This window comes from Pseudomonas sp. TH06, assembly GCF_016651305.1.
Taxonomy (GTDB): Bacteria; Pseudomonadota; Gammaproteobacteria; order Pseudomonadales; family Pseudomonadaceae; genus Aquipseudomonas.
This window is the reverse complement of the sequence record NZ_JAEKEC010000001.1, coordinates 5,278,640-5,301,259: the sequence shown is the minus strand read 5'-3', so window position 1 is coordinate 5,301,259 and position 22,620 is coordinate 5,278,640. Positions and strand designations below refer to the sequence as shown.

At 55.8% G+C, this 22,620-nt stretch carries 23 protein-coding genes and 1 pseudogene; 14 read left to right on the top strand and 10 right to left on the bottom strand.

Annotated elements, in window-relative coordinates; genetic code table 11:
• Positions 1–221 precede the first annotated feature (221 nt).
• From JFT86_RS23430 to JFT86_RS23420, 3 genes are all read right to left on the bottom strand, one after another.
• On the bottom strand, positions 222–626 hold the full coding sequence (locus JFT86_RS23430) for a cupin domain-containing protein (RefSeq protein ID WP_201238521.1): 405 nt from the start codon (positions 624–626) through the stop codon (positions 222–224).
• 209 nt (positions 627–835) lie between these two features.
• Positions 836–1,129 carry a putative quinol monooxygenase gene (locus JFT86_RS23425; protein ID WP_201238520.1) on the bottom strand — a complete coding sequence of 98 codons (294 nt, stop codon included), beginning with the start codon at positions 1,127–1,129 and terminating at the stop codon, positions 836–838.
• 123 nt (positions 1,130–1,252) lie between these two features.
• Positions 1,253–2,686 carry a PLP-dependent aminotransferase family protein gene (locus tag JFT86_RS23420; protein WP_201238519.1) on the bottom strand — a complete coding sequence of 478 codons (1,434 nt, stop codon included), beginning with the start codon at positions 2,684–2,686 and terminating at the stop codon, positions 1,253–1,255.
• 311 nt (positions 2,687–2,997) lie between these two features.
• On the opposite strand from JFT86_RS23420, the gene JFT86_RS23415 reads away from it, so the two are divergent.
• The gene (locus JFT86_RS23415; protein WP_201238518.1) at positions 2,998–3,438 is read left to right on the top strand and encodes a carboxymuconolactone decarboxylase family protein; all 441 of its coding nucleotides are present in this window, start codon (positions 2,998–3,000) and stop codon (positions 3,436–3,438) included.
• A gap of 238 nt (positions 3,439–3,676) precedes the next feature.
• On the opposite strand, the gene JFT86_RS23410 is transcribed toward JFT86_RS23415, so the two are convergent.
• Positions 3,677–3,991, bottom strand: coding sequence for a hypothetical protein (locus JFT86_RS23410; protein ID WP_038369305.1), 315 nt, complete (start codon positions 3,989–3,991; stop codon positions 3,677–3,679).
• A 207-nt stretch (positions 3,992–4,198) separates the two neighbouring features.
• Here JFT86_RS23410 and JFT86_RS23405 point away from each other — a divergent pair, with 207 nt between their 5' ends.
• The 8 genes from JFT86_RS23405 to JFT86_RS23370 all read left to right on the top strand — a co-directional run bounded on the left by JFT86_RS23405 (position 4,199) and on the right by JFT86_RS23370 (position 13,603).
• Positions 4,199–4,864: a secretin and TonB N-terminal domain-containing protein gene (locus JFT86_RS23405; RefSeq protein WP_201238650.1), complete on the top strand. Its 666-nt coding sequence runs from the start codon at positions 4,199–4,201 to the stop codon at positions 4,862–4,864.
• Complete coding sequence (locus JFT86_RS23400; RefSeq protein ID WP_201203071.1) at positions 4,861–5,412, top strand: RNA polymerase sigma factor; 552 nt, start codon at positions 4,861–4,863, stop codon at positions 5,410–5,412. The genes JFT86_RS23405 and JFT86_RS23400 overlap by 4 nt, the downstream gene beginning before the upstream one ends.
• 31 nt (positions 5,413–5,443) lie before the next feature.
• Positions 5,444–6,382, top strand: coding sequence for a DUF4880 domain-containing protein (locus tag JFT86_RS23395; RefSeq protein WP_201238517.1), 939 nt, complete (start codon positions 5,444–5,446; stop codon positions 6,380–6,382).
• Between the two features lie 1,677 nt (positions 6,383–8,059).
• Positions 8,060–10,642, top strand: a complete 2,583-nt coding sequence (locus tag JFT86_RS23390; protein WP_201238516.1) for an S-type pyocin domain-containing protein — start codon at positions 8,060–8,062, stop codon at positions 10,640–10,642.
• A complete protein-coding gene (locus JFT86_RS23385; protein WP_201233684.1) occupies positions 10,642–11,118 on the top strand; it encodes a DUF6392 family protein in 477 nt (158 codons plus the stop codon). Before JFT86_RS23390 ends, JFT86_RS23385 begins: the two co-directional genes overlap by 1 nt.
• A gap of 150 nt (positions 11,119–11,268) precedes the next feature.
• On the top strand, positions 11,269–11,613 hold the full coding sequence (locus tag JFT86_RS23380) for a hypothetical protein (RefSeq protein WP_347340323.1): 345 nt from the start codon (positions 11,269–11,271) through the stop codon (positions 11,611–11,613).
• A 92-nt stretch (positions 11,614–11,705) separates the two neighbouring features.
• Positions 11,706–11,981 (top strand): bacteriocin immunity protein, encoded by a 276-nt coding sequence (locus tag JFT86_RS23375; RefSeq protein WP_201234027.1) that lies wholly within the window; start codon positions 11,706–11,708, stop codon positions 11,979–11,981.
• Between the two features lie 101 nt (positions 11,982–12,082).
• A complete protein-coding gene (locus JFT86_RS23370; protein WP_201233683.1) occupies positions 12,083–13,603 on the top strand; it encodes an S-type pyocin domain-containing protein in 1,521 nt (506 codons plus the stop codon).
• Positions 13,604–13,805: 202 nt separating this feature from the next.
• Here the strand turns inward: JFT86_RS23370 and JFT86_RS23365 are convergent, their stop codons facing one another.
• Together JFT86_RS23365 and gspH are read right to left on the bottom strand one after the other, a co-directional pair.
• On the bottom strand, positions 13,806–14,414 hold the full coding sequence (locus tag JFT86_RS23365) for a prepilin-type N-terminal cleavage/methylation domain-containing protein (RefSeq protein ID WP_201233682.1): 609 nt from the start codon (positions 14,412–14,414) through the stop codon (positions 13,806–13,808).
• Positions 14,411–14,857: a type II secretion system minor pseudopilin GspH gene (gspH, locus tag JFT86_RS23360; protein ID WP_201238515.1), complete on the bottom strand. Its 447-nt coding sequence runs from the start codon at positions 14,855–14,857 to the stop codon at positions 14,411–14,413. Before gspH ends, JFT86_RS23365 begins: the two co-directional genes overlap by 4 nt.
• A gap of 120 nt (positions 14,858–14,977) precedes the next feature.
• On the opposite strand from gspH, the pseudogene JFT86_RS23355 reads away from it, so the two are divergent.
• A pseudogene (locus JFT86_RS23355) lies at positions 14,978–15,408 on the top strand (type II secretion system protein N).
• Between the two features lie 161 nt (positions 15,409–15,569).
• Here the strand turns inward: JFT86_RS23355 and JFT86_RS23350 are convergent.
• From JFT86_RS23350 to JFT86_RS29405, 3 genes are all read right to left on the bottom strand, one after another.
• On the bottom strand, positions 15,570–16,562 hold the full coding sequence (locus tag JFT86_RS23350) for a hypothetical protein (RefSeq protein ID WP_201238514.1): 993 nt from the start codon (positions 16,560–16,562) through the stop codon (positions 15,570–15,572).
• 338 nt (positions 16,563–16,900) lie between these two features.
• A complete protein-coding gene (locus tag JFT86_RS29410; protein ID WP_347340322.1) occupies positions 16,901–18,364 on the bottom strand; it encodes an AAA family ATPase in 1,464 nt (487 codons plus the stop codon).
• Positions 18,365–18,478: 114 nt separating this feature from the next.
• Positions 18,479–19,498, bottom strand: coding sequence for a hypothetical protein (locus tag JFT86_RS29405; protein ID WP_347340321.1), 1,020 nt, complete (start codon positions 19,496–19,498; stop codon positions 18,479–18,481).
• A 164-nt stretch (positions 19,499–19,662) separates the two neighbouring features.
• Here JFT86_RS29405 and JFT86_RS23340 point away from each other — a divergent pair, with 164 nt between their 5' ends.
• From JFT86_RS23340 to JFT86_RS23325, 4 genes are all read left to right on the top strand, one after another.
• Positions 19,663–20,202 (top strand): PAAR domain-containing protein, encoded by a 540-nt coding sequence (locus JFT86_RS23340; protein ID WP_201233679.1) that lies wholly within the window; start codon positions 19,663–19,665, stop codon positions 20,200–20,202.
• Positions 20,202–20,924, top strand: coding sequence for a peptidoglycan recognition family protein (locus tag JFT86_RS23335; RefSeq protein ID WP_201233678.1), 723 nt, complete (start codon positions 20,202–20,204; stop codon positions 20,922–20,924). Before JFT86_RS23340 ends, JFT86_RS23335 begins: the two co-directional genes overlap by 1 nt.
• Positions 20,921–21,208, top strand: a complete 288-nt coding sequence (locus tag JFT86_RS23330; protein ID WP_201238513.1) for a hypothetical protein — start codon at positions 20,921–20,923, stop codon at positions 21,206–21,208. Before JFT86_RS23335 ends, JFT86_RS23330 begins: the two co-directional genes overlap by 4 nt.
• 473 nt (positions 21,209–21,681) lie before the next feature.
• The gene (locus tag JFT86_RS23325) at positions 21,682–22,041 is read left to right on the top strand and encodes a hypothetical protein (protein ID WP_103302434.1); all 360 of its coding nucleotides are present in this window, start codon (positions 21,682–21,684) and stop codon (positions 22,039–22,041) included.
• A 160-nt stretch (positions 22,042–22,201) separates the two neighbouring features.
• On the opposite strand, the gene JFT86_RS23320 is transcribed toward JFT86_RS23325, so the two are convergent.
• On the bottom strand, positions 22,202–22,591 hold the full coding sequence (locus JFT86_RS23320) for a hypothetical protein (RefSeq protein WP_201238512.1): 390 nt from the start codon (positions 22,589–22,591) through the stop codon (positions 22,202–22,204).
• Positions 22,592–22,620 lie beyond the last annotated feature (29 nt).

The window sequence follows — 22,620 nt, the reverse complement described above, 5'->3', positions numbered from 1 at the left end:
CTCCCGTGAAACAACATCAGTCGGAAAGTTTCAATTGTCGTCGGTGACGACCGTTAATTCAGACTAAACCCGCCACGCTGTAAGCAACCTGACAATTTGCTGTCTGGTTTGCTGTTGAATAGTTTTATTTGCTGTAACCCGAAGCGGTTAATTGCGCGGGGAAATAAAAAGGCGCAAAACAACGATTTGCGCCTTTTTATTTATGGCTGATTAAATATCCATCAGTTTTTCAGCGGGATCAGTACCTGTTCATCCGGGGACAGCACCATGAACACCAGCAACTTGGCGGGTTTGGTTTTGCTGGCATTTTTCGACACCAGATGTTCGGAGCCGGCGGGCTCGTACCAGAACTGGCCTTTCTTGTAGGTGATCGCCTGTTCGCCTTTGACTTGGGAAATCACTTCACCTTCGAGCACATAGGCCATGGCGGTGCCGTCGTGCTTGTGAGCGATGGAGGATTGGCCGGGTTTGTAATCGACTTCAATCATCATGGCTTTTTTGCCGGGGGCGTTTTTCAGCATCTGGTCTTGCAGCACGGTGACTTTTTCGGACGGGTCGTGGGCGAAAGCGGCCGAGGCGCAAAGGCTCAAGGCGAGGGCAGAGGCGAGCAAGGGCAGGCGTTTCATGGCGGGTTACCTGTGAGGGTTGGGGGTGCAATCACAGTAGTCCGCAGGGCGGGGCATGCAAACGGCCAATATTCGGGAAGATCAGGTGACCAATCTGTGGTGAGTCAGGAAGGCAATCGGTGTAGCGCAAAACGCCTTCGCGAGCAGGCTCGCTCCCACAGTTGATTGCATTCCAATGTGGGAGCGAGCCTGCTCGCGAAGAGGCCGGATCAGACGATGGGAAAGCTATTGAAATCGACGCTGTTGGCCAGGCGGCTATCAATCAGGTCAATAAAGCCCTGCGCCTCGGGCCGGTTGAAATGCGCCTGCATCGCCGCTTCCGACTGCCAGCGCGCACTGACCGTCCAGCGGTGGCTGTCGTCGGGGCAGCGGTCGACGAGGTAGGAGTCGCAGCCCGGGGTTTGGCGCAGAGTCTCGACGATCTTCTGCAGTTGCCTGCCCAGTTCATCCGAGCGGCCTGCGGCAGCCTGCACCTGGACCGTATTGATCACTTCGTTGGACATTGCTCACACTCCTGAATCAGGCCGGACGAATCCTGCTCATTGAGGGATAACGCCTGTGCAGAATAGGCCTGCACCTGTCGATCACCAATAACCAATCGGCGGTTAATCGCCCAGACCAATCATTCAGGCAACTTGTTGCAGAATGTCGCGCAGGCGATCCAGCGCGATATCGATGTCGAGGGTCTCGATGGCGCCGAAACCAAAGTACAAGCCGTTTTTCGGCGGTTGCTGGTGATAGAAGCCATTGATCGAATACAGGCCGACTTCGACCTTCTTCGCCAGTTCGATCACCAGCGGCAAGTCGATGGGCACCTTGCATAACACCGCCATGTGGAACCCGGCGCTGGCGGGCACAGCGTCCAGCCACGGTGAAAGATCACTGGCCATGCGCGCCAGAATGCGCTCGCGGCGTTGGGCATAAATGGTGTGGCAGCGGCGAATGTGTTTGAGCAGACAGCCCTCGGCGATGAACTTGGCCAAGGCCCATTGCGGCAGCGTCGAGGCATGCAGATCGGTGAGCTGCCTGGCGCGGATCACCGCTTCGAGAATCGCCGGTGGCAGGATCGCATAGCCCAGGCGCAACTCCGGCAGCAGCGTCTTCGAGAAGGTGCCGACGTAAGCGACGATGCCACGCTGGTCGAGGTTGAACAGCGAGTCTGTTGGCCGGCCTTCATAGCGAAACTCACTGTCGTAGTCGTCCTCAATGATGATCGCGCCCAATTCGTGGGCGCGGGCCAGCAAGGCTTCGCGGCGCGCCTGAGTCATCGGCATGCCTAGCGGGAACTGGTGCGACGGCGTGACGTAAATCATCCGTGTGCCATCGGGAATGTGTTCGACCTGAATGCCCTCGGCATCCACCGGGATCCCCACCACCTCGGCGCCATGCGTGCCGAACAGCAAGCGCGCCGGCGGGTAGCCCGGGTCTTCCATGGCCACCAGACTGCCGGGGCGGATCAACACGCGGGTGATCAGATCCAGCGCCTGCTGCGCGCCGTTGCACACGACGATGTCCTCGTCCTGACAGTTCACCCCACGAGAAAACGCGATGTGCCGGGCAATCGCATTACGCAGCGCCGGCAAACCTTCGGGCACGCTGTAAAAGCCTTTGGAGGCCGCCATCTGGCGCATCGCATGGGAGACGCAGCGTCGCCAGTCATCATGAGGGAACTGACCCTTGCTGGTGGCGCCGCCGATAAAGTCGTAACGCAATGAGCCTTCCAGCGACGGATGGCGCAGAAAAACCGGCAGGTTGCGCCAGCTCTCGATCACCTCGGCGCTGGCCAGTTCGGTGTGGCTTTGCTTGCGCTGGACCTGCGCCGGGCGCGCATTGACGTAGGTGCCTTTGCCGATCACCCCGGTGAGGAAGTTTTCGTAGGTCAGTTGTGCGTAGGTATCGGAAATGGTCTTGCGCGAGATGCCCAGTTGCTCGGCGAGCAAGCGGCTGGGCGGCAATTGCGTGCCAGCGGCCAGGCGCCCGGACTCGATGGCGCCGCGCAGTTGCTGATACAACTGACCGGCGAGATCCTTGCGGCCGTTGATCACGACATGAAGTTCCATACCGATAAGGCTCCCGAGGCTATTTGGCGTGCCCGCCAGATTACCGCTGTTAGGTGATCGGCAATAGTTGCGCACCCCAAAATCCCGAAATTGGCCCCAATCCTTGTAGGAGTGAGCCTGCTCGCGATGACAGTGGCACATCCGATAACAATGTTGCCTGATACACCACTATCGCGAGCAGGCTCACTCCTACAGGGTTTTGTGTTTGGTGGGGATGCGGTGGTGTGGCGGTTTTCCGTGGAATTGGGGCTGTGATGCGTCGCTGTCGGCGTTTACGGTGAAGTCATTATTCCGTCTACCGAGACTAGCCAATGTCCCCGCGTCTGGATTACTACAACGCTTCGCCCAAAGCGATGAAAGCGATGATTGCCATGGAGGCGCTGACCGCCAACCTGAGCATCGAGCAGCCGCTGCTGCAATTGATCCGCGTCCGCGCCTCGCAACTAAATGGCTGCGCGTTCTGCACCGACATGCATTCGGTGGACGCACGGCGGGCCGGGGAGAGTGATCGACGTTTGTATGCGATTGCGGTGTGGCGCGACAGCAACTTCTTCAATCCTCGCGAGCGTGCCGCGCTGGCGTGGGCGGAGGCGGTGACCCTGTTATCGGAGAGCCGTGTGCCCGATGAGGTTTATCAGCAGGCCCGCGAGCAATTCAGTGAAGGTGAACTGGTCGACCTGACCATGGCCGTGACCACCATCAACAGCTGGAACCGCCTGGCCGTCAGCTTCCGCCAAACCCCCAGCGACTGAACAACGCATACCCTGTTTTGGGGTATTGAGCTATTCCTTGTGGCGAGGGGATTTATCCCCGATCGGCTGCGCAGCAGTCGTAAACCCGGTGCCCATGGTGTGCCTGATGTACCGAGTCGTAAGGTTTTGGGGTTGCTTCGCAATCCAACGGGGATAAATCCCCTCGCCACAATGGATGTTCATTCAGCCAAGTCTCTTGATCCCCCGCAGGCTGCGATCTTTTGATCTTGATGTTCACTTAATTCGCCGGCCGTTGCGGTTTCACTGAGGTGCCAAACGTATTACCCATCCGCGTACTGGTCGCCGCCGGCGTCGCCAGCCCAACCTGATTCGGCGGCCGTTTGTTCACCGGCACATTCAGCGCCTCCTGATTCTTCTCCGCCGCCGCCGCGCCTTCGGGGTTGTTGCCCATCTGCTGGCTCAGGCAGTCGTAATTCGGCGCCTTGTAGCCGCCGACCGTCACTTCCACGCAGCCCAATGGTTCTTCTGCATAAGCGCTCGACAGCGCCATCAGCAACAGCCCGCCAAGGCTCAATCGCCACAATGTTTTCATGCTCGCCTCCTGGCCGGCCCGGAGGGGCCGTTCTATGGCTTGAGTCTAGTGCAAGCCTTGCGCAATTCCCGTGATGGTTTTTTTGCACCGCCCGTCACACCAGATTCATAAACAGCCCTCAGGATGACGATTTCCAAGGATTCGTCAGCCGTGCAGCGAGGCATTTCCAGGGACGGTTTTCAGCGTTCAACGAGGCTTGTGCGCCGGATGTGTCTGGGGTGGCTGCTTGGCTGTTCGGCGAGCCAGGCCATGGCCGACGCGGTGCCGGCGGACCTGCGCATGACGCTGCATATTCCGGCGCAGGACCTGGCGCACGCGCTGGATCAGTACAGCCACGCCACCGGCGTTGCGGTGCTGGTCGACAGTCAGTTGAGTCGCGGTCGGCGCTCGTTGGCGGTGGACGGTGAATACACCGCCGCCGATGCCTTGCGTCGTTTGTTGGGCGGCAGTGGTTTGATGGCGCGTTATGCCCGGGACGATGCGTTTACGTTACAAGTGGCGCAGGTCGAAGACGTGCCGGCGCCGCCACAAAAACAGACGCCCGAAAGCGTTGCCGTCAACCGCAGCTACGCCACGGCAGTGCAAGCGGCGATCGAACGCAACCTGTGTAGCTCGCCGCTGACCCGGCCCGGTAGTTATCGCGCGGTACTGCAAGTGTGGGTCGGTCGTGACGGCGTGGTGCAGCACAACCGGTTGGTCACCTCGACCGGTGATGTACGGCGCGACAACGCGCTGGTGGAAAGCTTTCGCACGCTCAGAATCGATCGGCCGACGCCCAGTGCCTTGCGTCAGCCGGTCACGTTGCTGTTGTTACCGGAGTCGTCAGGAAAACGCATGGAATGCACCAAATGGGAAGGAGTTTCCGGGGGATGAAAGACACCGGACAAGGTTCGATGGTCCAACTGTTCCTGACGTCCTACGAGGACTTTCGGGTGCGCCTGCGCAGGCGTCTCGGTTCGGAAGATCTGGCCAACGACGTGCTGCACGAAACCTATCTGCGGGTCGACCGCATGGAGACGCCGCCGAACGTCCTGCGGCCCAATGCCTATCTCTATCGCATGGCCCTGAACATCGCTGCCGACCGGCGTCAGGCCGATGCGCGCCTGCTCACCGGCGAGGAAGTCGAGGAACTGCTGCAAATCGGCGACGAAGCGCTGGACCCGGCGCGGGTGGTCGGCGGGCAAAGGGAGGTTCAATCGTTGCTCAGCGCCTTGTACGAGCTACCGGCGCGGCGTCGCAAGATCTTCATTGCGGCGCGTCTGGAGGAGGCGCCGCACCTGGAGATTTCCCAGCGTTTCGGTATTTCCACGCGCATGGTCGAGAAGGAAATCAAAGCCGCATTGGGCTTCTGCGCAGCGAAACTGGAAAGAAAAGTGTTTCAGCGGTTCGGTCGTGGGGCCGGAAAACCGTCTTCTGAATAGTGCCCGATCAATTCGTTGAGAATCTGCGCGTTTGAACATCTTTCGACTGACACCTGCCGAGCCATCGGCGGCCGACAATCTGCACAGCGAAGCTCGCGACTGGCTGGTCCTGCTGACCTCCGGCCGCGCCACCGTGGCCGATGCCCGCGCATTGCGTGAATGGTGCGCACAGAGCGCCGAGCATGCGCAGGCTTTCGAGCAGGCCAAGGTGTTGTGGCACAACTTGCGACCCGCTGCTGAAGGATTGCAGGCGCCTCGCGGGTTTGGCCGACGTGTCTTTCTCGGTGGGGCGATTGCTGCGTCGGCGGCGTTTTTGCTGGTGCGCGGGACGATTCCCGGTGGTTTCGAAGGGCTGGGCGCGGATTACATCACTGAAGTCGGCCAGCAGCGGCGCTTCGAGCCGACGCAGGGTGTGAGTCTGGAATTGAACACTCAGACGCGGATCAATCAGCGTGCAGTGTCTGACGGTGTGCAGGGTTTTGAATTGGTCAGTGGTGAAGTTGAGGTGCAGACCGCGCGGTTGCCGCTGGCGATGCAGGCTGGGGGAGGGTGGTTGCGGGCCAGTCAGGCGCGTTTCAACCTGCGTAATACGGATCAACAAGTCTGCGTGACCTGCCTCGATGGCGCGGTGGAAGTCGACGTAGAAGGCCGAAGCTTGCGCTTAGAACCGGGGCAGCAGGTGACCTATGACATGCGGCAGGTTGGCAGTGTGCAGAGTGTCGACACGGCGGCGGTGATGAACTGGCGGCAGCAGGTGTTGGTGTTTAACGGCGCTACGCTGAGCCAGATGATTGATGAGATCAACCGGTATCGGCCGGGGATGTTGCTGTTGCTTAATCGTGAGCTTGGGCGGCGGCGGGTGCAGGCGCGGTTTAGCCTCGACCAACTCGCTGGCGTTGCATTGCTGATTCGGGATGCCTATGGCGTCAAATGCACCGAGTTGCCGGGTGGCGTTGTTGTTTTGAGCTAGTGGGTTTGATTGGGTACATATCCGTTGCTGCGGTAACGGCTGCTCAGGGTTCCGCCCTTACGGCGGGTCACCTTTTCCAAACGCCGAAAAGGTAACCCAAAAGGCTTGCTCCAACGTGCGGCCCGCTCGCTGGGGCTCGGGGTTCCTTCGCTCCGGGATCCATCCGGGCGCATCGCCTACGGTTTGCTTCGCTGCACCTCCTCTCGATGCATTTGGCTGCGCCAAACGGTCGCTGCGCTCCCACCCCCGGATGAATCCCTCCACTCAGCCTTCCGACGTCGCCCGTGGATCAAGATCAAGAGCTGTAGCCGAGCTAACGCTCATCCTTTGAGTGGGGCGGCATTCGCCGCGTGCTTCATATAGATCAAAACTGTGGGAGCTGGCCTGCCAGCGATGGCGGCCTGCGAGCCGACCAGTCTCTTGCTGGTATACCCAACCCACCTGTAGGAGTGAGCCTGCTCGCGATGAAGGACCTCCAGCCAACCAATTTCTAGCAGACTGCATACGATCCAATTGTAGGAGCGAGCCTGCTCGCGAAGACGGCCCTCCAGCCAACCAATTTCTAGCAGACTGCATACGATCCAATTGTAGGAGCGAGCCTGCTCGCGATGACGCCCTCACAACCAACCAATCCCCAACTGCCTGCCCCCAATCCCTGTGGGAGCTGGCTTGCCAGCGATGACCCCCTTCCAGACAACCAATCCCTCACTGGTGTACCCAATCCAACTGTAGGAGCGAGCCTGCTCGCGATGACGCCCTCACAGCCAACCAATCCCCAACTGCCTGCCCCAATCTCTGTGGGAGCTGACCTGCCAGCGATGACCCCCTTCCAGACAACCAGTCTCTTCCAGGTATACCCGATCCAACTGTAGGAGCGAGCCTGCTCGCGATGACGCCCTCACAGCCAACCAATCCCCAACTGCCTGCCCCAATCTCTGTGGGAGCTGACCTGCCAGCGATGACCCCCTTCCAGACAACCAGTCTCTTCCAGGTATACCCGATCCAACTGTAGGAGCGAGCCTGCTCGCGATGACGCCCTCACAGCCAACCAATCCCCAACTGCCTGCCCCAATCTCTGTGGGAGCTGACCTGCCAGCGATGACCCCCTTCCAGACAACCAGTCTCTTCCAGGTGTACCCGATCCAACTGTAGGAGTGAGCCTGCTCGCGATGACGGCCTCACAACCAACCAATCCCCAACTGCCTGCTCCCAATCCCTGTGGGAGCTGGCTTGCCAGCGATGACGTCCTTCCAGACAACCAATCCCTCACTGGTGTACCCAATCCAACTGTAGGAGTGAGCCTGCTCGCGAACGCGGCCTCACAGCCAACCAATCCCCAACTGCCTGCCCCCCAATCCCTGTGGGAGCTGGCTTGCCAGCGATGGCGGCGTAAGAGCCGACCAGTCTCTTGCTGGTGTACCCGATCCAATTGTAGGAGTGAGCCTGCTCGCGAACGCGGCCTCACAGCCAACCAATCCCCAACTGACTTCACCCAATCCCACTGTGGTGTCCAGCCCTGCTGGCGATAGTGGTCCACCAGGCACTCATAGAGCTGACTGACGCCGCGCCATCACTAGCAGGCTCAGTAACCCGATTTTTTACATTCGCAATAACTATGTACCGCACCTGAGTACCGCTTGATCGACACGCTGTGCCCTACAGACAAGGAGTGACTGTATGGCACAAAACACATTCAACGATGGATCGTCAGGTAGCGTCGTCATCCGATCCGGGCCACCTGCTTCGGGTGGAGGGTCGGGTAGCGGCTTTGGTGGTGGCGGCGGTGTTTCCGGCGGTTTCGGTGGCACCAGCAAGAAAAAGCAGAAAGCTCGAAAACGCGCTTTGGCGGCTCATCGTCAGGCCCAGGCAAATCAGCAGGCCGAGGCGCTTGCCAGAGCGCAAGCCGAAGCCGCTCAAGCACAGGCAGCTGCAGCGCAGGCTCAGGAGCAAGCTCAGGCGCAAGCGCGGCATCAGGCGCTTGTGCAATTTCTGGCAGGCTTGGCGCGACGCCATGACGCGATCAGAGCTGAAGCCGATCAACGATTCGCGCAAAAGGCCAAACAACTCGGCTCAGCGCTGGAACAGGAAATTCTTGCCGCGAGAAGACCGCCTCAAGCCACCCAGACCGAGCGCTGGCAGCTCTACACCATCACCAGTGAAAAAAGTGAAACAGACGGACTGCTCGCTCGCAAATCCGCCGAACTCAACGCAAAAAATGCACTGGCCCGGTCCTTCGATGGCCACGATCCGCTGACCCGTACCTCCAATGATTATCTGACACGGCTGGGCCAGTTCGGCCAAGCGCTCAATGACGGTCACCTGATTTGGGAGAACGCCTACAACGCGGCTCATGAAGCGCGTTTATTAGAGACGCAAATCAATGCCCTGCGCGATAGATCAGCGGCGCTTGCCCGCCATCACGCAGAGCAAACGGTGGTCTGGCGCAAAAGGGAAGCCATTTGGGAAGCGCAGCGCAAGTTCGTAGAACAGCGTGAAGCCCGAGTCCGGTTCAAGCAGCAGGTGGATGAAGACGCCCGCGTAACCCGGCTCAAGCAGGTCAACACACTCACTGCCCCGCTGGCGGCGGGTGCGACGTTTTTGACGCAAGCCGGTTCGTTGGTGGCCGAGGGAGTGGCCAAGCTTATTGAAACCGCTGTGCAAAAAGCGGTCAGTCAGCTTTCCCTCACTTTGCTCGTACCTCAACCAACGACGGTCTTGATCTTCGCGGCTGTGTACTCGCCGACACTGGGCAATGGTGAACTGACGCCAGAGCAGAGGCGGCGATTGTTCCAGTCTGTCGCCGTTCCCGTTCAGACACTCGGCCTTTCTGATGAGCAAGCACTTCGATCGATCGCCGATTCAAGCGGTTCGGTCGAGATGCCCTACCGCCTCAAAACCGAGCCGGTAGCCGACGGGACCGCAGTGATTGTGGTCGCCACTGGCAATGAGATCGGCAGACAGGTGCCGGTCATCAACGCGGTACTTGATCTCCAGACCGGCAACTACACCGCACAAGTGCCCGGTTCTCCGAGCAGGCATTTGCAGTTCACGGCGGACACGCCCGTTACGCACACCGCTTCAAGCCAAGCCCGTGTTGCATTACTGCCACCGCTGACGCAGAACCTGCCAGCGGGCGCTGATCTACGCATTCAGGATTGCATTGTCTGTCTGCTCGGTTCGGCACCGATGTACCTGTCCTTCAGCCCGCCACCCATGGGTTCGGGCATTGTCACCGGTACCGGCCAGACCGCCACTGCCAATTGGTGGAAGCAATCGACAGGCACGACAGGCGCCGCAATACCCACCCAGTTGGGTGATCAACTTCGCGGCCGGGAAGTCACCTCATTCCGATCCTTTGACGAAGCATTATGGCGAACCCTTGGCGAGCAACCGGCACTCACCCAGCAGTTCGATGAGGTCAACAAAAAACGCGTCGAAAAAGGCTTCGCGCCCTACGCACCGAAAAACACCTGGGTCGGAGAACGGCGTGAATTCGAACTGCGTTTTCAGGAAAACGCAGAGGCGGGCGCCAACCCGTTCAACCTCGACAGGATCAGCATTGTCGCGCCACAAAGTGCTCATGGTCGTCGAGGTGTATTGCCACGCATTCAGCCTTGGCCGGTTCCTCCCGTGGGAATCGGCACCTGGACGCCACTTGTCCCGCCGGGAACGGAGCAGCTTGGATCAACCACCAAACCGATTGCTCCGTCGCCGCCCGTGGTTTATCCCGGCCAGCCTGTCATCCCGATCCTACCGGCAAACGAGACGTTTCCGGCTGTTGATGAAGGGCAGGTTGGTGCGAGTATTCCCGGGTTCCCGGGGGATATGGAATTGCCTTCGCCGGACCTGGTGTTCGTCGGGCCGCCGGTCGAGCCGCTGGAGGTTGGGCCGTATAACGAACTGAGTGGACGGAGCAGGGGGGATGGGTTGGATATTGACCATATTCCTTCGCGGAGGGCGCTTGACTTACACCTGCGGAACCTTTTTCCAACAATGAGTCCACATGAACGCCGAAACTATCTTCAACGGGCTCCTGGTATTGCAATACCGTCTGATGTGCATCAGAAATTCAGTGAAACCTACGGTGGGCGTAATACCTCTTCGAGACAAGAGAGAGATGCTCTCGATATTGAGAGTTCAGTCAACCAAAATTTTAATGCGATAAAAAACGGATTATTGGAGGCGGGGTTTGTCGAGGCGGAAATTGAAGTCGGTCGCAAAAATTTACACATTCTTCATAAAGAACAGGGGTGGTATTGATGAAGTCTTTGAGAGTTAGTGAGTTGATTGCAAGCGTCGGGCTTACTTTTGAATCTCTTGTCGCACAAGGAGTACTTGATGGGCAGCCTCTGGTGGAGCTTTATCCGGATTGTGATTTGCAAGATCTTGAGATTGAAAATGGTGTGGAACTGACGTTTTTAGCCGATACCAAAAAACTGAAAAGCTTATTTATTACCTTGATTAAGACTATGCCCTTAACTGTCAGATATGAAGGTGATCTTCCAGCGCCTTTCAAGTTGGCTATGACACAAGCCGATGCTCATGCGATTTTTGGAGTTCCCATTGAGTCTAGAGGGCCGATAAAAATGCCAATGCCAATGGGGCAGACAGGCGGTTGGGAGTCTTATCTGCTTGATCAGAAAATCTATCCCGGTCTGAAGGTCGTATTACAATATACAGCTGATATGAAAGTTAAAACGTTAGTCTTTACATTGAATGATAAAGGGCGAGAGTAACTTATCAAAGTGCGAAGTTGCCGGTGGCTACTTACGTATTTGTGGCTTTAATTCCTCAGTCTATTCATCCCGATCCTACCGGCAAACGAGACGTTTCCGGCTGTCGATGAAGGGCAGGTTGGTGCGAGTATTCCCGGGTTCCCGAGGGATATGGAGTTGCCTTCGCCGGATGGGTTGTTTCTGGATCGGCGGGATGATCCGGGGGTGGCGACGGGAGTCGGGCAGGAGGTGACGGGGATTTGGTTGGGGGAGGCGGCGCGCACGAGCGGAGCGCCGATTCCGAAGCAGATTGCAGATCAACTGAGAGGGAAGGAGTTCTCCAATTTCCACCGGTTTAGGGAGGCTTTTTGGAGGGCTGTTGCCACCGACCAAAACCTGAGGAAGCAGTTCAGCAATGCAAATTTGAAAGAAATGACAAAAGGATCTGCACCCTATCCGATTCCATTTGATCAAGTTGGGGGTAGGAAAAAAATTCGAGATCCATCATCAACATGAAGTCGCGAATGGAGGCGCTGTTTGCGATATGGAGAATTTACTGATTATGACTGCGAAGCGGCATATCGAAAAACATAAGGAATAAATCAATGATTCTCTTCAAGAATAGGCTTCAGGACTATACGGAATCCGAGTTTTTACTATTTGTTCGTGAGTTTTTCGATTACTCAAACCCTCTGGAAGGCGACGCATTGGGCCAATACACCGACAAACTGGTGGAGCACTTCGAGAAAATTACCGAACACCCCGATCGCTCTGGCGTAATTTTCTATCCCAAGGAGGGACAAGAGGACAGCCCAGAGGGAGTTCTGAAAGAAGTTAAAGAATGGCGTGCACGCAATAATAAGCCAGGTTTCAAGACGGAGTGATGGTCACTCGATAACGAACTAAGTGGCGCCCGCTCAGCGGTCGATCGGGCGGGTGCCGTTAATGGATTGCAACATTGCGCAAAAACAAGGAAGTTTAAACCATGCAATTGAAACCAACCCTCAAGGACTACACCGAACCCGAGTTCCAGGCCTTGGTCGATAGAATCTGGGCTGTCGATTTACCAAACGCCGATCATGATCGGTTGATCAATCATTTTGACCAGATAGCGGGTCATCCCAAAGGCGCCGATTTGCTGTTCTATCACCCTGATGACGACCCTAATCCAAACTCTGCTGGCTCTGTCGTTTACTACGTCAAGGACTGGCACCGTAAACAGGGGCGCGTTGCATTCAAGGGACAGGCCTCGCTTGCTGCGCCTGCACCTCCGGCCAGTCCAGCACCAATGAATTGGGCGCAAATAACCCAGCAACGCATTGCCCAGCAATTGCTTGATAGTCAAAAAATCAGTGCTGATCTGGCTACCTCACAGCGGGCTACGGAAACGGCGCTCACTCTTCTCGAACAACGAATTGGCGATTTGCGCAAGCGTTCGAATGTTCAAATATCTGCTTCGGAGTTTGAAAAGGATTTACGCAGTGTAGAAATCGCCGAGTTCGATACCCGTTTGGCTGTTCACGGTTACAAGTTGTGGAAAATGAGCGTCCAGTTCAAGCGAGACAATGCGCAACGGGAAGTGAATTACGCGCAGGCCGAGCGGGGTCAGTGGCAAAACATTGCTCAGCAATTTGGCGCGACCTACGATCGGTATGTGGCGAGCCTGAATGCCATTAACCAGCGACTCAAGCGGCTTCAAGAAGAGGCCGAGATGCTGTTGACTACGGCCCAGACAAAACTTGTAGAGCTGCGCAATCGACAGGACGCAGGACTGCCCCGGGCGCCTGTGCAGCTGTTTGCTCCGCTTGCTTCCGTCAATGCACGCCCGGCGGTATTGATCGATGGTGAACTGTCGCGCACTTTGGAATCCCATCGCGTGGACCTGCAAAAATCCATTCGTTCGGCCGTCGCGGAGTTCACGTGGCAAATCACCTCTAGCGTGCAGAGGGATCCAGTTCAATATGCCGCCGTATTGCGTTTCGAGTTTCGCAGTCGCGCGGAGGTGGGTCGTTACGGAGTTTGCGTACCTTTATCCGAGTTTCTGGTGGTTGAGGGGCTGGATTGGCAATATCTTGCCGCGACGAAAGGGAACGTCGATGTCCCTTTCAGAATGAGCAGCGGCCACTATGCCGTGCCGAGCGGAACACTGTTTCAAGGCATCAGGGAAATCAAAAGCCTGCACCAGGTGGCAATATCGCCTGTCAGCGCCACAGAGCTGAATCCAGGTGTAAGAGTGCGACCCGCAACGTGGAACGAGTCCTCGCAAACTTACAGTTTCACGGCTGATGGCAACGCTCCATTCACGATCATCTGGCGCCTGCCTGAAATACTGCAGAATTCCTCGCCACTGACGTCCATTGCCGATTATCGAATGAGCAGTCTCCAGTCACCGCACACACCTTTGATAGAGTCATTTCCTGGCTCGGCCAACGTCACTTTTGATGACTATGTTGTGGTATTTCCCCATTCAGACCTGGAGCCTGTGTATGTGATGTTCGAGGGTTAAGCTAAGGGGGATCTGGAATATTCACGCTGCTGAAGCTGATATTGGGAGCCAACCTGCTAGCCAACCAATCCCCAACTGACCGCACCCAATCCCAATGTAGGAGTTGCCGAAGGCTGCGATCTTTTGATCTTTAAAATACAAAGTCAAAAGATCGCAGCCTTCGGCAGCTCCTACAGGAATATCCTATGTGCAGGGATAAGCATCACTCCAACGGCCCAATCACCTGCCGATACTTCTCCACCCCCTGCGCCGTCTCCCGACTCAACCGAATCTCCAACCCCAACGGATCCTCCCGCCGATTCCCACTCAACTGCCGCCACCCCTTATCCACCTCCCAAACCCGCACCTGCACATCACTGACATCACTCAAAACAGCAACCCCATTCCCAGGCGCCGGCAACGGATACCGACTCCGCGCCTCAGCCACCGCCCGATACAACGTGTCGCCCTTGACCCACCAGCGCACCCGCTGCAAAGCCCCCGGTTGATCCGCCGCCGTGCGAATAATGTCCAACCGAAACCCCTGACTGTCGCTACTACGCACAGTAAGGGCGGGCGGGGCGGTGGGCGGCTCATCATCCACACCAACCTTCTTCGGCTCGGTCAACTCAATCCCCGCCCGCATATCCACATCCCGCTGCAACTGATTCAACGCCCGCAACAAGCTATCGCTTTGCTCACTGCTCGCCTGCAAATGACTGTCCGCCCGCGTGACACTGTCCAACCCCCGCCAGGCAATCAAACTCACCACCGCCATCAACAAAATCGCGACCATCACCTCAATCAGCGTAAACCCCTGCTGGCGCTTCATTGCAGACTGATCCGGCCCGCGCCATCGCGCAGCACACTCAACCGATTCAAGCCATCCGACAACGTCAATTGCAGCGGCGGATTAATCCACTCAGCGTTCAGCACGACCTTCTGTTTCGGCTCCACCCGCACCTCCATCTTCGGACTCTGCCAGGCACGCGGCCGCAACTGCGGATCCCCAGCGAAATGATCAAACCCCTTCCCACTGTCACTGCGCCGACTAAACCGAAACCCCTTGGCATCACTCACCCACACAATCGGCCGGCCATCGGCCCGGGCCTCCGCCTGCGCCACCTGCAGCAACTGCGCCACACGCTCCGCGTCCTTGCGCAACAACTGCAACGGATCGGGCTTGATACTCAAGCTGATCGCCGCACTAGCGATGCCGATGATCACCAGCACCACCATCAACTCGATCAGCGTAAAACCCTGTTGCCTGTTCATCGCTAGCGCGCTCCTTTGCGTAGAGCAACATCCTGCACGGTCAACATGTAAGGCGTGTGAAATAAAACGGAGAGAATTGCCGCGTAGGCTGACAGCAGGGATAAAAAGGAGATTCAACCCATGACCTTCACCGCACGCGTTTCCCCACCCCAAATGGTCCAGGCCCTCGCGCTGCTCGCAGCGCTGGTCGGCGTCGCGACATGGTCGTCGCTGCTGCTGACTTCCGCCGAATCACACACCCCGGCAGCGCCCCCGCAGTTGCTGGCGGCGCGTAGTGATAGCCCGGCGTTGCAGTGGTTTTCCAATCAAACGGCGCCGATGGATATCAAAGTGAGCGGGGTGATGGCGGGGAGTCGGGGGGCGGTGGCGATACTGAGTTTGAATGATGGGCCGCCGAGGAGTTTTTGCAGGGGGAGAAGGTTGGGCCTGGGGTGAAGTTGTTGGCGGTGGAGGGGGATGGGGTGGTGATTGAGCAGGGTGGGGAGAGGGTGCGGTTGGGGGTGGAGAGGTTGGCGGAGGGGGTGGTTTTGCCGAGGTTGGTGAGGCCGTGACTTTCAGGGGCCAATAGCTACCAGTCACGAGAGGTTGCTTTCGACCCATAGCGGCAGACTTGTAGTTTGATTCGCGTCTGTATGTATACGTAGGTTCAAGAATGGGCAGTCGACAGCGGGTTCCGTACAGTCTGATTTTTCCAGTTGCCCCTCCGAAGTATTCAGCTCACCAAGTCTGCAGCTAGTTCGTCCTCACCGCGGAATGTCTCCATAAGAGACTTCCAGAGGCCGGTGGATTGTGACGGGTCAACGATCCCCAACTTGGCACTGATGGCCTCGAAGGTGTCCATGGTCATGTTGTCGCATGGGTAATGCTTTTTGAGTGCACGGTTGAGTTGACGCCGCATATCTGTTGAAACTTCGGTGTACTCGTTGAAGTCAGGCTTGGTGGCCCGTCTAGCGTCCATGGTTCGTGAGTAGATGGTGTCGTTGCCCAGCATTACTCTGAACCAGATGAATTCAGCTAGATGTTTCCAGCCGTATGCTAGTTTCGCTTCGACTTTCAACGTCATCTTCTCCATCCGGTAGTCATGTAGGACGGTTTCGAGAATCAGCTGCTCCGAGTTTTGGAAAGCGGTTGCAGCTACAATGTTGCTCGAAATGTCTTTGCCAAGGAGCCCATGACCTACCAGATGGCACCACTCGTAACAAATTGCTGAATGTCCCTTATTGATGGTGAGCATGCCCCCCATGCGGGCGTACTGCGTTGCAGATAACTCCTTGCCTACTTCTTCCAATGTCGCAGCTTTCATTTTTTCAGTGTGTATACGTTTACCGACGAATCCATGGCTCAGGTCGTGCAGCGGCGGTTGTTTCTTTCCTTCGTAGGGCATAAGCCAAGCCCATCGACCTTGCAGCAGCGCGAAGTTCATCAGCCCGTGATTGAGACCTCGAAACTTGCGTTTGGCAATTTTTCCGGATGAGGCATTCTTGTCATTGGAAAAGCGTCCGTAGGTAGGGGCGCCACCCGTCCTGGGGATGACACGGGCGATCGATCGGTCATTTTCCTTCAAGATTTCTTCGTGCGGATTGACGGGCGAGCCATCGCTAAGTTCCCTGGTTCCATACCTTTCCTGCACGGTCCAGCGATTGCCTTTTAAGTCGCGAACGTAGTAGGTACCTTCTCGGCAATAGACCGAGTATTCGTTGGACATTTGAACCTCTCCTATCTGTCATGGTGCTGTAGCCAGAAATCGACGCCACCATGATGTAAAAGCTCCCCGCGGTGGCACTGGTTGAAGCTAAATGATCCATCCCAGTCAGAGCAGCGAGCATTCTGAGCTGGTAGTGAGATGTCCTTCCTAAAGGCAAAGCTAGAGCAATCGCCGGCTTTGATCGTGATGATCTGCTTTGCCTTTCTGTTCACTATTTTTTCTGGGTCTTTCAACGTCGCTACACTTATCACGCGCTTGCCCGTCGTTGTTCAGGGGGCGGGGTTGTTCACCATCGCCGGAGACAGCGATTCAAAGGCGACGGACTATTTTCTAGAGAATCAAAAGGCTCGACCTTTAAACTCGTCGATCCATGCAATGAGTTCCAATACATCCCGTTCGAATTCATCGAGTTCGACCGGAATCTGAGGCAGCTCATCTGCCTGGGAGTGCTCGTATACGGAGTACTTTGTCATCAACCGGTCGATAAGATCGCAGTCTTCTGCAATCACCTTAGCAACGCCTCTCAATTTCCCTTTTGTCATTACATCCCGTCTGAAACGAATAACCACGTCGTTCAAGAGGATGAGTTCCACTGTTCGTTCCAAGATGATCCGAAAATCACTACAGGCACTCTTCACGGTAAGGTCATAACCGTCGGCGTCAGCATCGGCCTGATGTTTTCTGAGTTTCGGAATGACGTGATCCCTAACCGCATTCAGCGCCTTATCGGGTTTGGCGTCCCGCAGACTGTGTTGGGCCAGAATCCCCGAAACCTTATCCAATCGACGAAGCGACTGCACGGAGTGGGTGATTTTCTCGTTAGCAGGGTTCTCACCGTGTTTCTTGATTACCGCCTCAACGAGTGCAATCAATGAGAGGCGATGAGTGAAGATTATGACCTGTCGGGTCTTCGCCAATTCGACAAGCCGTGAAACAACCCTCTCTTCAAAGTCCTGATCTAAAGACGAAATTGGGTCGTCAAAGATGAAGGGGGCAAGCTGGTTCGAACCAGTTGTATCGGCTAGGAATGCCGCCAATGCAACAATGCGGGTCTCGCCTTCACTGAGTACTGCGTCAGGAGTGACACCAGCCCGAGCACCGACGAGAGTGAGCCCAAACGTGATAACTCCTTTTCCTTGAGCCTTGCTCTGCGGAACAACAGGCAGTCGACGTCCACCAAGGGCCTTTAACTCCGCATCAAAGCGGGCCTGATATCCAGCGTCAAGCTCGGTACGCCCAAGTTCGGTACGTTTAGTTGTTAACGAATTAGTGGCCGTTAGCTTTGTAGCTTTCTCCAATAGATCAATAGCTACTAGTCGCACACGCTCAGCTAAAATCGCTGGTTTGTTCTGGGACAGCCACTGGAGCGCTTGGAGTTGCTTCACCCGCTTCTCGACCTGTTGCCGGTGTCCATCTTGCTGTAGCTGGGTGAGGCTGGTCTTCTCAGCAAGTAATTCAGCAGCTCGTTTTTCCAGCGCTTGATCAATAGGAGCCCAATTGAATGAAGGAATATCTGCCGCGTCAGCGCACTGCACAAACTGTGCTCGCCTAGCCTTCAATGACTCATAGCAAGAGCGGGCAGTGGCTTCGTCGAACTGCAACTGGGCGAGGTGCGCAATCCAGTCTTCAATCGAAGGTATCTGAGTCACCTTCGCGATTAGTGCTGCACTGGCAGCTTCCGCAGTTTTTGCTGTGGTCTCAAGACCGGCGTTAACAAAAGCCTCGAAGCTTTTGAGCCGAGCAGCACCTGCAGCAGTTAGCTCCTGCTGGCACAGTACGCAGTAGGCACCGTCTGCAGTCACGGGAAACTCATGACCATGGTACGCATGAGTAATTGAATAATTGCACGCCTGGTCCCACATGAGTTTCCAGGCCACTTCTCCAACGCCTTGGAGAGGTGCCTTCGCGAATGTCTGCTACGCAATTTCGTTAGCCGCCTTTCTCGTCGCATTCGCCGAAACTTTCGCTCTCGACAATTCATCAGCCTTCTCATCCCTGAGACCTTCTTTCAAGAGCTTCATTGCCTGCTTGATGCTTTCGGTGGCAATACCTTCCTTACCAATTACAGCCAAGCGCCCTGCAATGTCTTTTTCCGCGAGAAGAGCTTCAGCCCTGATCCTTTCTTCGTCAAAATCTTTTCCATATTGGCAATAGGCCTCGATTTTCTCAGCAGAAACAGAGGCTTTGAGAGAGGAGAACCAAACCTTCTCAACGGTTTCGGAGAGATCAATTGGGAACTGTGGAAGAGCACTAACGAGCTTTCCCTTTTCCCTTCCCAACTCATCAGAAACCATGCCCGAAATCTGAATGAGCATGGAGATAAACCGCATACTACTTGGCTCGTAGCTTGATTCAGTCCGCCCCATGTACTGAGTCGCGGCTTTCGAATCGAATACTTGGGCATACTTAAGCATTGCATGTGGCTCTGCACCTGGATGCCAGTTGATATCTCTGGAGTTGCCATCAATCGTAATACGGCATTGAGCACTGCAAACATGTTCTTCATTGCTAAATGCATTTGGGCGAATCTCATCCCGTGAGCGAGAGCCGCAGAGCTGTTTGAGCAGGCGAGCAAAACCGCTCTTTCCCGACCCATTTTGCCCATAGATCACAGTCAAACTGCTCGTTCCGAATGGTAGAGATGCACCAGGTTTAATCGCGTTAACACCGACGACTTGGGTTACTTCTTCCACCCGCACAACCCGCTGCACTGCTCCAGCCGAAAATGCACCAGCAACCACCTTCAGGAAACCAGGATCATTCTGCTTCGCTGCCTCCAACTTACAGAGTCGAACCAGCTCTGCAAACTCGCCCTCATTAGGCAATCGTTTATTGTCGATAAGCTGTTTGGCGGCTGTCTGAAGCCAACTACTCCGTTCATTCAGCCACTTTTCAAAGTCATTTAACCCGACTGCTTCATTCGCTAGATCAGACATTCCTGCTCTCCGTATCTGTCGAGGTGCAGTTCGGAAAGATAGTTGAGGTGTAGCTTTTCGCCACTATCAACGAGATAAAAAGGGTACAACTCCTCGGATCAACGTTCAAAAAGGTTTCTGGTACAGTCCGCACTCGTTCAATCCGCTGACAGGGAGTCAAGCACATGGCAAAGCCTGCCGCACGAATCACTGATCCAACCTCCTGCCCAATTCCCGGGCATGGCCCGAAGGCCATCGCCTCAGGATCTCCCGACGTGTTCTTCGACGGCCTCGCTGCCGCCCGTAAAGGAGATACCTGTACCTGTGGAAGTGCTCTGGTTTCGGGTGTTTCCGCTACGGTGTTCATCAATGGCAAAAACGCTGCTCTGATCGATACCACAGGTTCACACGGCGACGTTGTGATTGGTGGTTCGGGGACAGTAATCATCGGGGATTCGCATACCCCAGCACCCTTCATTCCTCCTTTACCTCTCGCCATTCAGAAACGATTCGGGCAGTCGTTCAGTGTTACCGACAGTGAGACGGGTAAGCCCTTGGCCTTTCGAGACTATGTTGCGACGGTCAATGGTGTCGAGACCACAGGCGTCACCGATGCTGATGGCATCGCGCACATCAAAACGCCGACACCCAATGCCCAGATTTCACTTCACATCAAATTCAATGCTCCCGCCCGGATGCTTCATGAGCTATCGGAGAAAAAATAATGGCAACCAATTTTGCGACACAAGCGACTGCTCAGGAGATAAAGCCAGGCGAGTTCATGTGCCCGATACCGGTCGCTGTGAATGATCGAGCGGCTACTCGAGAGGCGATTATTAACCGAGTTCGGGAATTAAAAGCCACGTTCGTTGAGCGCTCGTCCTGGAAAGCGTTGGACGGCAAGAAGGACATGGTGGTGGATTGGGACTACACGATGATCGCTTTGCACCATGCGGGACGCAGTCACAACTGCACACCGGGTGCGGAGCAGATGCAGGAAATTCAGAAAGGACACCTAAGCCAAAAGTACGACGATATCGGCTACCACTACGGAATTGATTGCAAAGGGCAGATATTTGAGGGACGTGACATTCGACTGCAAGGCTCAAGTGTCCTGAAATACAACACAGGGCTGATTGGCATCGTCTTGTTGGAGAACCTGACTACACCGGAAGAAGGTGGAGATTTGGTCGCCATAGGACGCGTGGTTTTCGATAGCGTTGGTTACAGCACTACAAACGTAATACCCGAAGATCAAATCATTGCACTGATGCACCTTATCGACGCGCTAAAAAGCGTGTTCGTTATCAAGAATTTTGGAGGCCACAGGGAATATCCAGGGCAAGGCTCTGAAGGGAAAATATGTCCCGGCAATATTGGAATGGAGCTGGTCAGAAACATCAGAGCTAAAACCCAACTGCTTCCACCGCCGGCGCCACAGCAATGAAAAAGCTTCTAATCGTAGCAATCCTCGCAGTAGTCGCCATGCTCTATGTCGGCTACTACGAAGCCCTTGAGGATGGAGACATCGAGACCATTGTCTTTATCAAAAAGCATCCGACGTTTCAGATGAAGTTCTACAACATTCACGCCAACGATGGAGAGATCAGGAAAGTAGATCGCCTGACAGCAGAGGAGCGGGGGTGGATTGTTGATTACTGCAGGTATCGCTTGGGAATCGACACAGACCTGAAAACTCAGGATGACGTCGAGATGTGTCGGCAAAAATAGAGCTGTTCATTTAGCCGAGGTTGTCAGTTACGACTGGCAATCTCGGCCATTTTCTTTTGGCTGTTGGGATGATGGGACGAATCTGTTGAGGGATCCGAGACGCAATGAGGGTCCGCATAAACACCAATGTTTAAAAGACATCTTCAAACACTCTCTCAGGCTACATATCCTTGCGCCTTTGCCTACAGCTACGCCAGAATCCGCCGGCTTGTACGCTTTGTACCTGGTCTATATCGTCTATGGGTCGCTGGCAATCCAGCGACCGGGTTTAGCGACCCGACCAGGTATAAGTACAACGACGCTCCAGTTTGTCGCAGCCGTTTGCGATGACGATATGGTGGCTGTGCGTGGGAGACCCTCGGGTCTGCCGGGTCTTATACCTCTCGGTTCGCTAACCCGCGCACAGCTGCCACCCTTATCTGTTTAGCGACAGGTGTTGGTGGTTCCACCAGGTATAAAAATGGAGCTTCACCATGATCAAACCAACACCCAACCCGCCCGAAACCGACTCGGTTTCCCCCTACGAATCCCTCGATTCAAAAAAACTCCACGAAGCCGCTGACCGCGCCCTCGACCATTACCTCTGTCCGCCCGGGTCCACGCCGCCCCCACGTAGAATCCGCGGGATGTATGCCGTGACTGCGGACAACAAAAACGAAGAATTGCTGATCGATGCCAGCGAAACACTCGCTTCGGCCAAGACCATTGCGCAGGACTGCGCCAGTCTGTTGCCGGCGGCGCAGCGTCGGGCGTTGTTGGGGATTGCGCAGTTGATCATGCTTGGTGAGTTGGCGGTGAATCGGGCGCTGGATAATCTGCAATTGGCGGACTGATGCGGGTGTCGGGATCACTCGGTGATTGATCGGGTGTTAATTCTGGCGCCTTCGCGAGCAGGCTCACTCCTACAGGGTTTTGTGGTGGTCACGGGTATCGTGTTCGGCGCTGAAAGCTGTGGGAGCGGGTCGGTTACTGTCCTGCGCCGTTTTCATTTGGTTATTGAGGCGAATCGGGACATTCGTGGGTCCATCGTGTCACCGTCATGGCATTGAGTTGCTCACCTATCGTATCGACGCGTAGGCAAGTTCCTTTCTTCGCGTAGTACAAGATGCAACGCGAGCTATCGAAAGAGCAGGTATCCAGTTCGAAGAACTTTCGTGCAGCCAACTCTTGCTCCACGCCACTGTATTCATAGCCGTCGTTGGTATGCATCCGCGTCGGCTTCCATCCTTGTTTGACTAGCTTGCATCTGGCCGCAGCCAAACGCTCACCGACGACGATGCCTGCTGGCCCGCGCTTTTCGTTTAGCGTCTGTGAGCCATCGGCAAACGCTGCACTGATACCCATGCAATAAAGTGCGACAAGTGCGAGGGTTGAGGCCTTCATTTGACATTTCCTATGGCCGATTTTAGCTC

Bases quoted from the DNA above. Each gene is read 5' to 3' on its own strand.
- JFT86_RS23350 (WP_201238514.1), bottom strand. From the start codon at position 16,562: ATGTCCAACGAATACTCGGTCTATTGCCGAGAAGGTACCTACTACGTT.
- JFT86_RS23330 (WP_201238513.1), top strand. From the start codon at position 20,921: ATGAAAAAGCTTCTAATCGTAGCAATCCTCGCAGTAGTCGCCATGCTC.
- JFT86_RS23340 (WP_201233679.1), top strand. From the start codon at position 19,663: ATGGCAAAGCCTGCCGCACGAATCACTGATCCAACCTCCTGCCCAATT.
- JFT86_RS23415 (WP_201238518.1), top strand. From the start codon at position 2,998: ATGTCCCCGCGTCTGGATTACTACAACGCTTCGCCCAAAGCGATGAAA.
- JFT86_RS23420 (WP_201238519.1), bottom strand. From the start codon at position 2,686: ATGGAACTTCATGTCGTGATCAACGGCCGCAAGGATCTCGCCGGTCAG.
- JFT86_RS23335 (WP_201233678.1), top strand. From the start codon at position 20,202: ATGGCAACCAATTTTGCGACACAAGCGACTGCTCAGGAGATAAAGCCA.
- JFT86_RS23425 (WP_201238520.1), bottom strand. From the start codon at position 1,129: ATGTCCAACGAAGTGATCAATACGGTCCAGGTGCAGGCTGCCGCAGGC.
- JFT86_RS23380 (WP_347340323.1), top strand. From the start codon at position 11,269: ATGGAGTTGCCTTCGCCGGATGGGTTGTTTCTGGATCGGCGGGATGAT.
- JFT86_RS23410 (WP_038369305.1), bottom strand. From the start codon at position 3,991: ATGAAAACATTGTGGCGATTGAGCCTTGGCGGGCTGTTGCTGATGGCG.
- JFT86_RS29405 (WP_347340321.1), bottom strand. From the start codon at position 19,498: ATGTCTGATCTAGCGAATGAAGCAGTCGGGTTAAATGACTTTGAAAAG.
- JFT86_RS23365 (WP_201233682.1), bottom strand. From the start codon at position 14,414: ATGAAGCGCCAGCAGGGGTTTACGCTGATTGAGGTGATGGTCGCGATT.
- JFT86_RS23430 (WP_201238521.1), bottom strand. From the start codon at position 626: ATGAAACGCCTGCCCTTGCTCGCCTCTGCCCTCGCCTTGAGCCTTTGC.
- JFT86_RS23400 (WP_201203071.1), top strand. From the start codon at position 4,861: ATGAAAGACACCGGACAAGGTTCGATGGTCCAACTGTTCCTGACGTCC.
- JFT86_RS23405 (WP_201238650.1), top strand. From the start codon at position 4,199: ATGTGTCTGGGGTGGCTGCTTGGCTGTTCGGCGAGCCAGGCCATGGCC.
- JFT86_RS23325 (WP_103302434.1), top strand. From the start codon at position 21,682: ATGATCAAACCAACACCCAACCCGCCCGAAACCGACTCGGTTTCCCCC.
- JFT86_RS23390 (WP_201238516.1), top strand. From the start codon at position 8,060: ATGGCACAAAACACATTCAACGATGGATCGTCAGGTAGCGTCGTCATC.
- gspH (WP_201238515.1), bottom strand. From the start codon at position 14,857: ATGAACAGGCAACAGGGTTTTACGCTGATCGAGTTGATGGTGGTGCTG.
- JFT86_RS23370 (WP_201233683.1), top strand. From the start codon at position 12,083: ATGCAATTGAAACCAACCCTCAAGGACTACACCGAACCCGAGTTCCAG.
- JFT86_RS23385 (WP_201233684.1), top strand. From the start codon at position 10,642: ATGAAGTCTTTGAGAGTTAGTGAGTTGATTGCAAGCGTCGGGCTTACT.
- JFT86_RS23320 (WP_201238512.1), bottom strand. From the start codon at position 22,591: ATGAAGGCCTCAACCCTCGCACTTGTCGCACTTTATTGCATGGGTATC.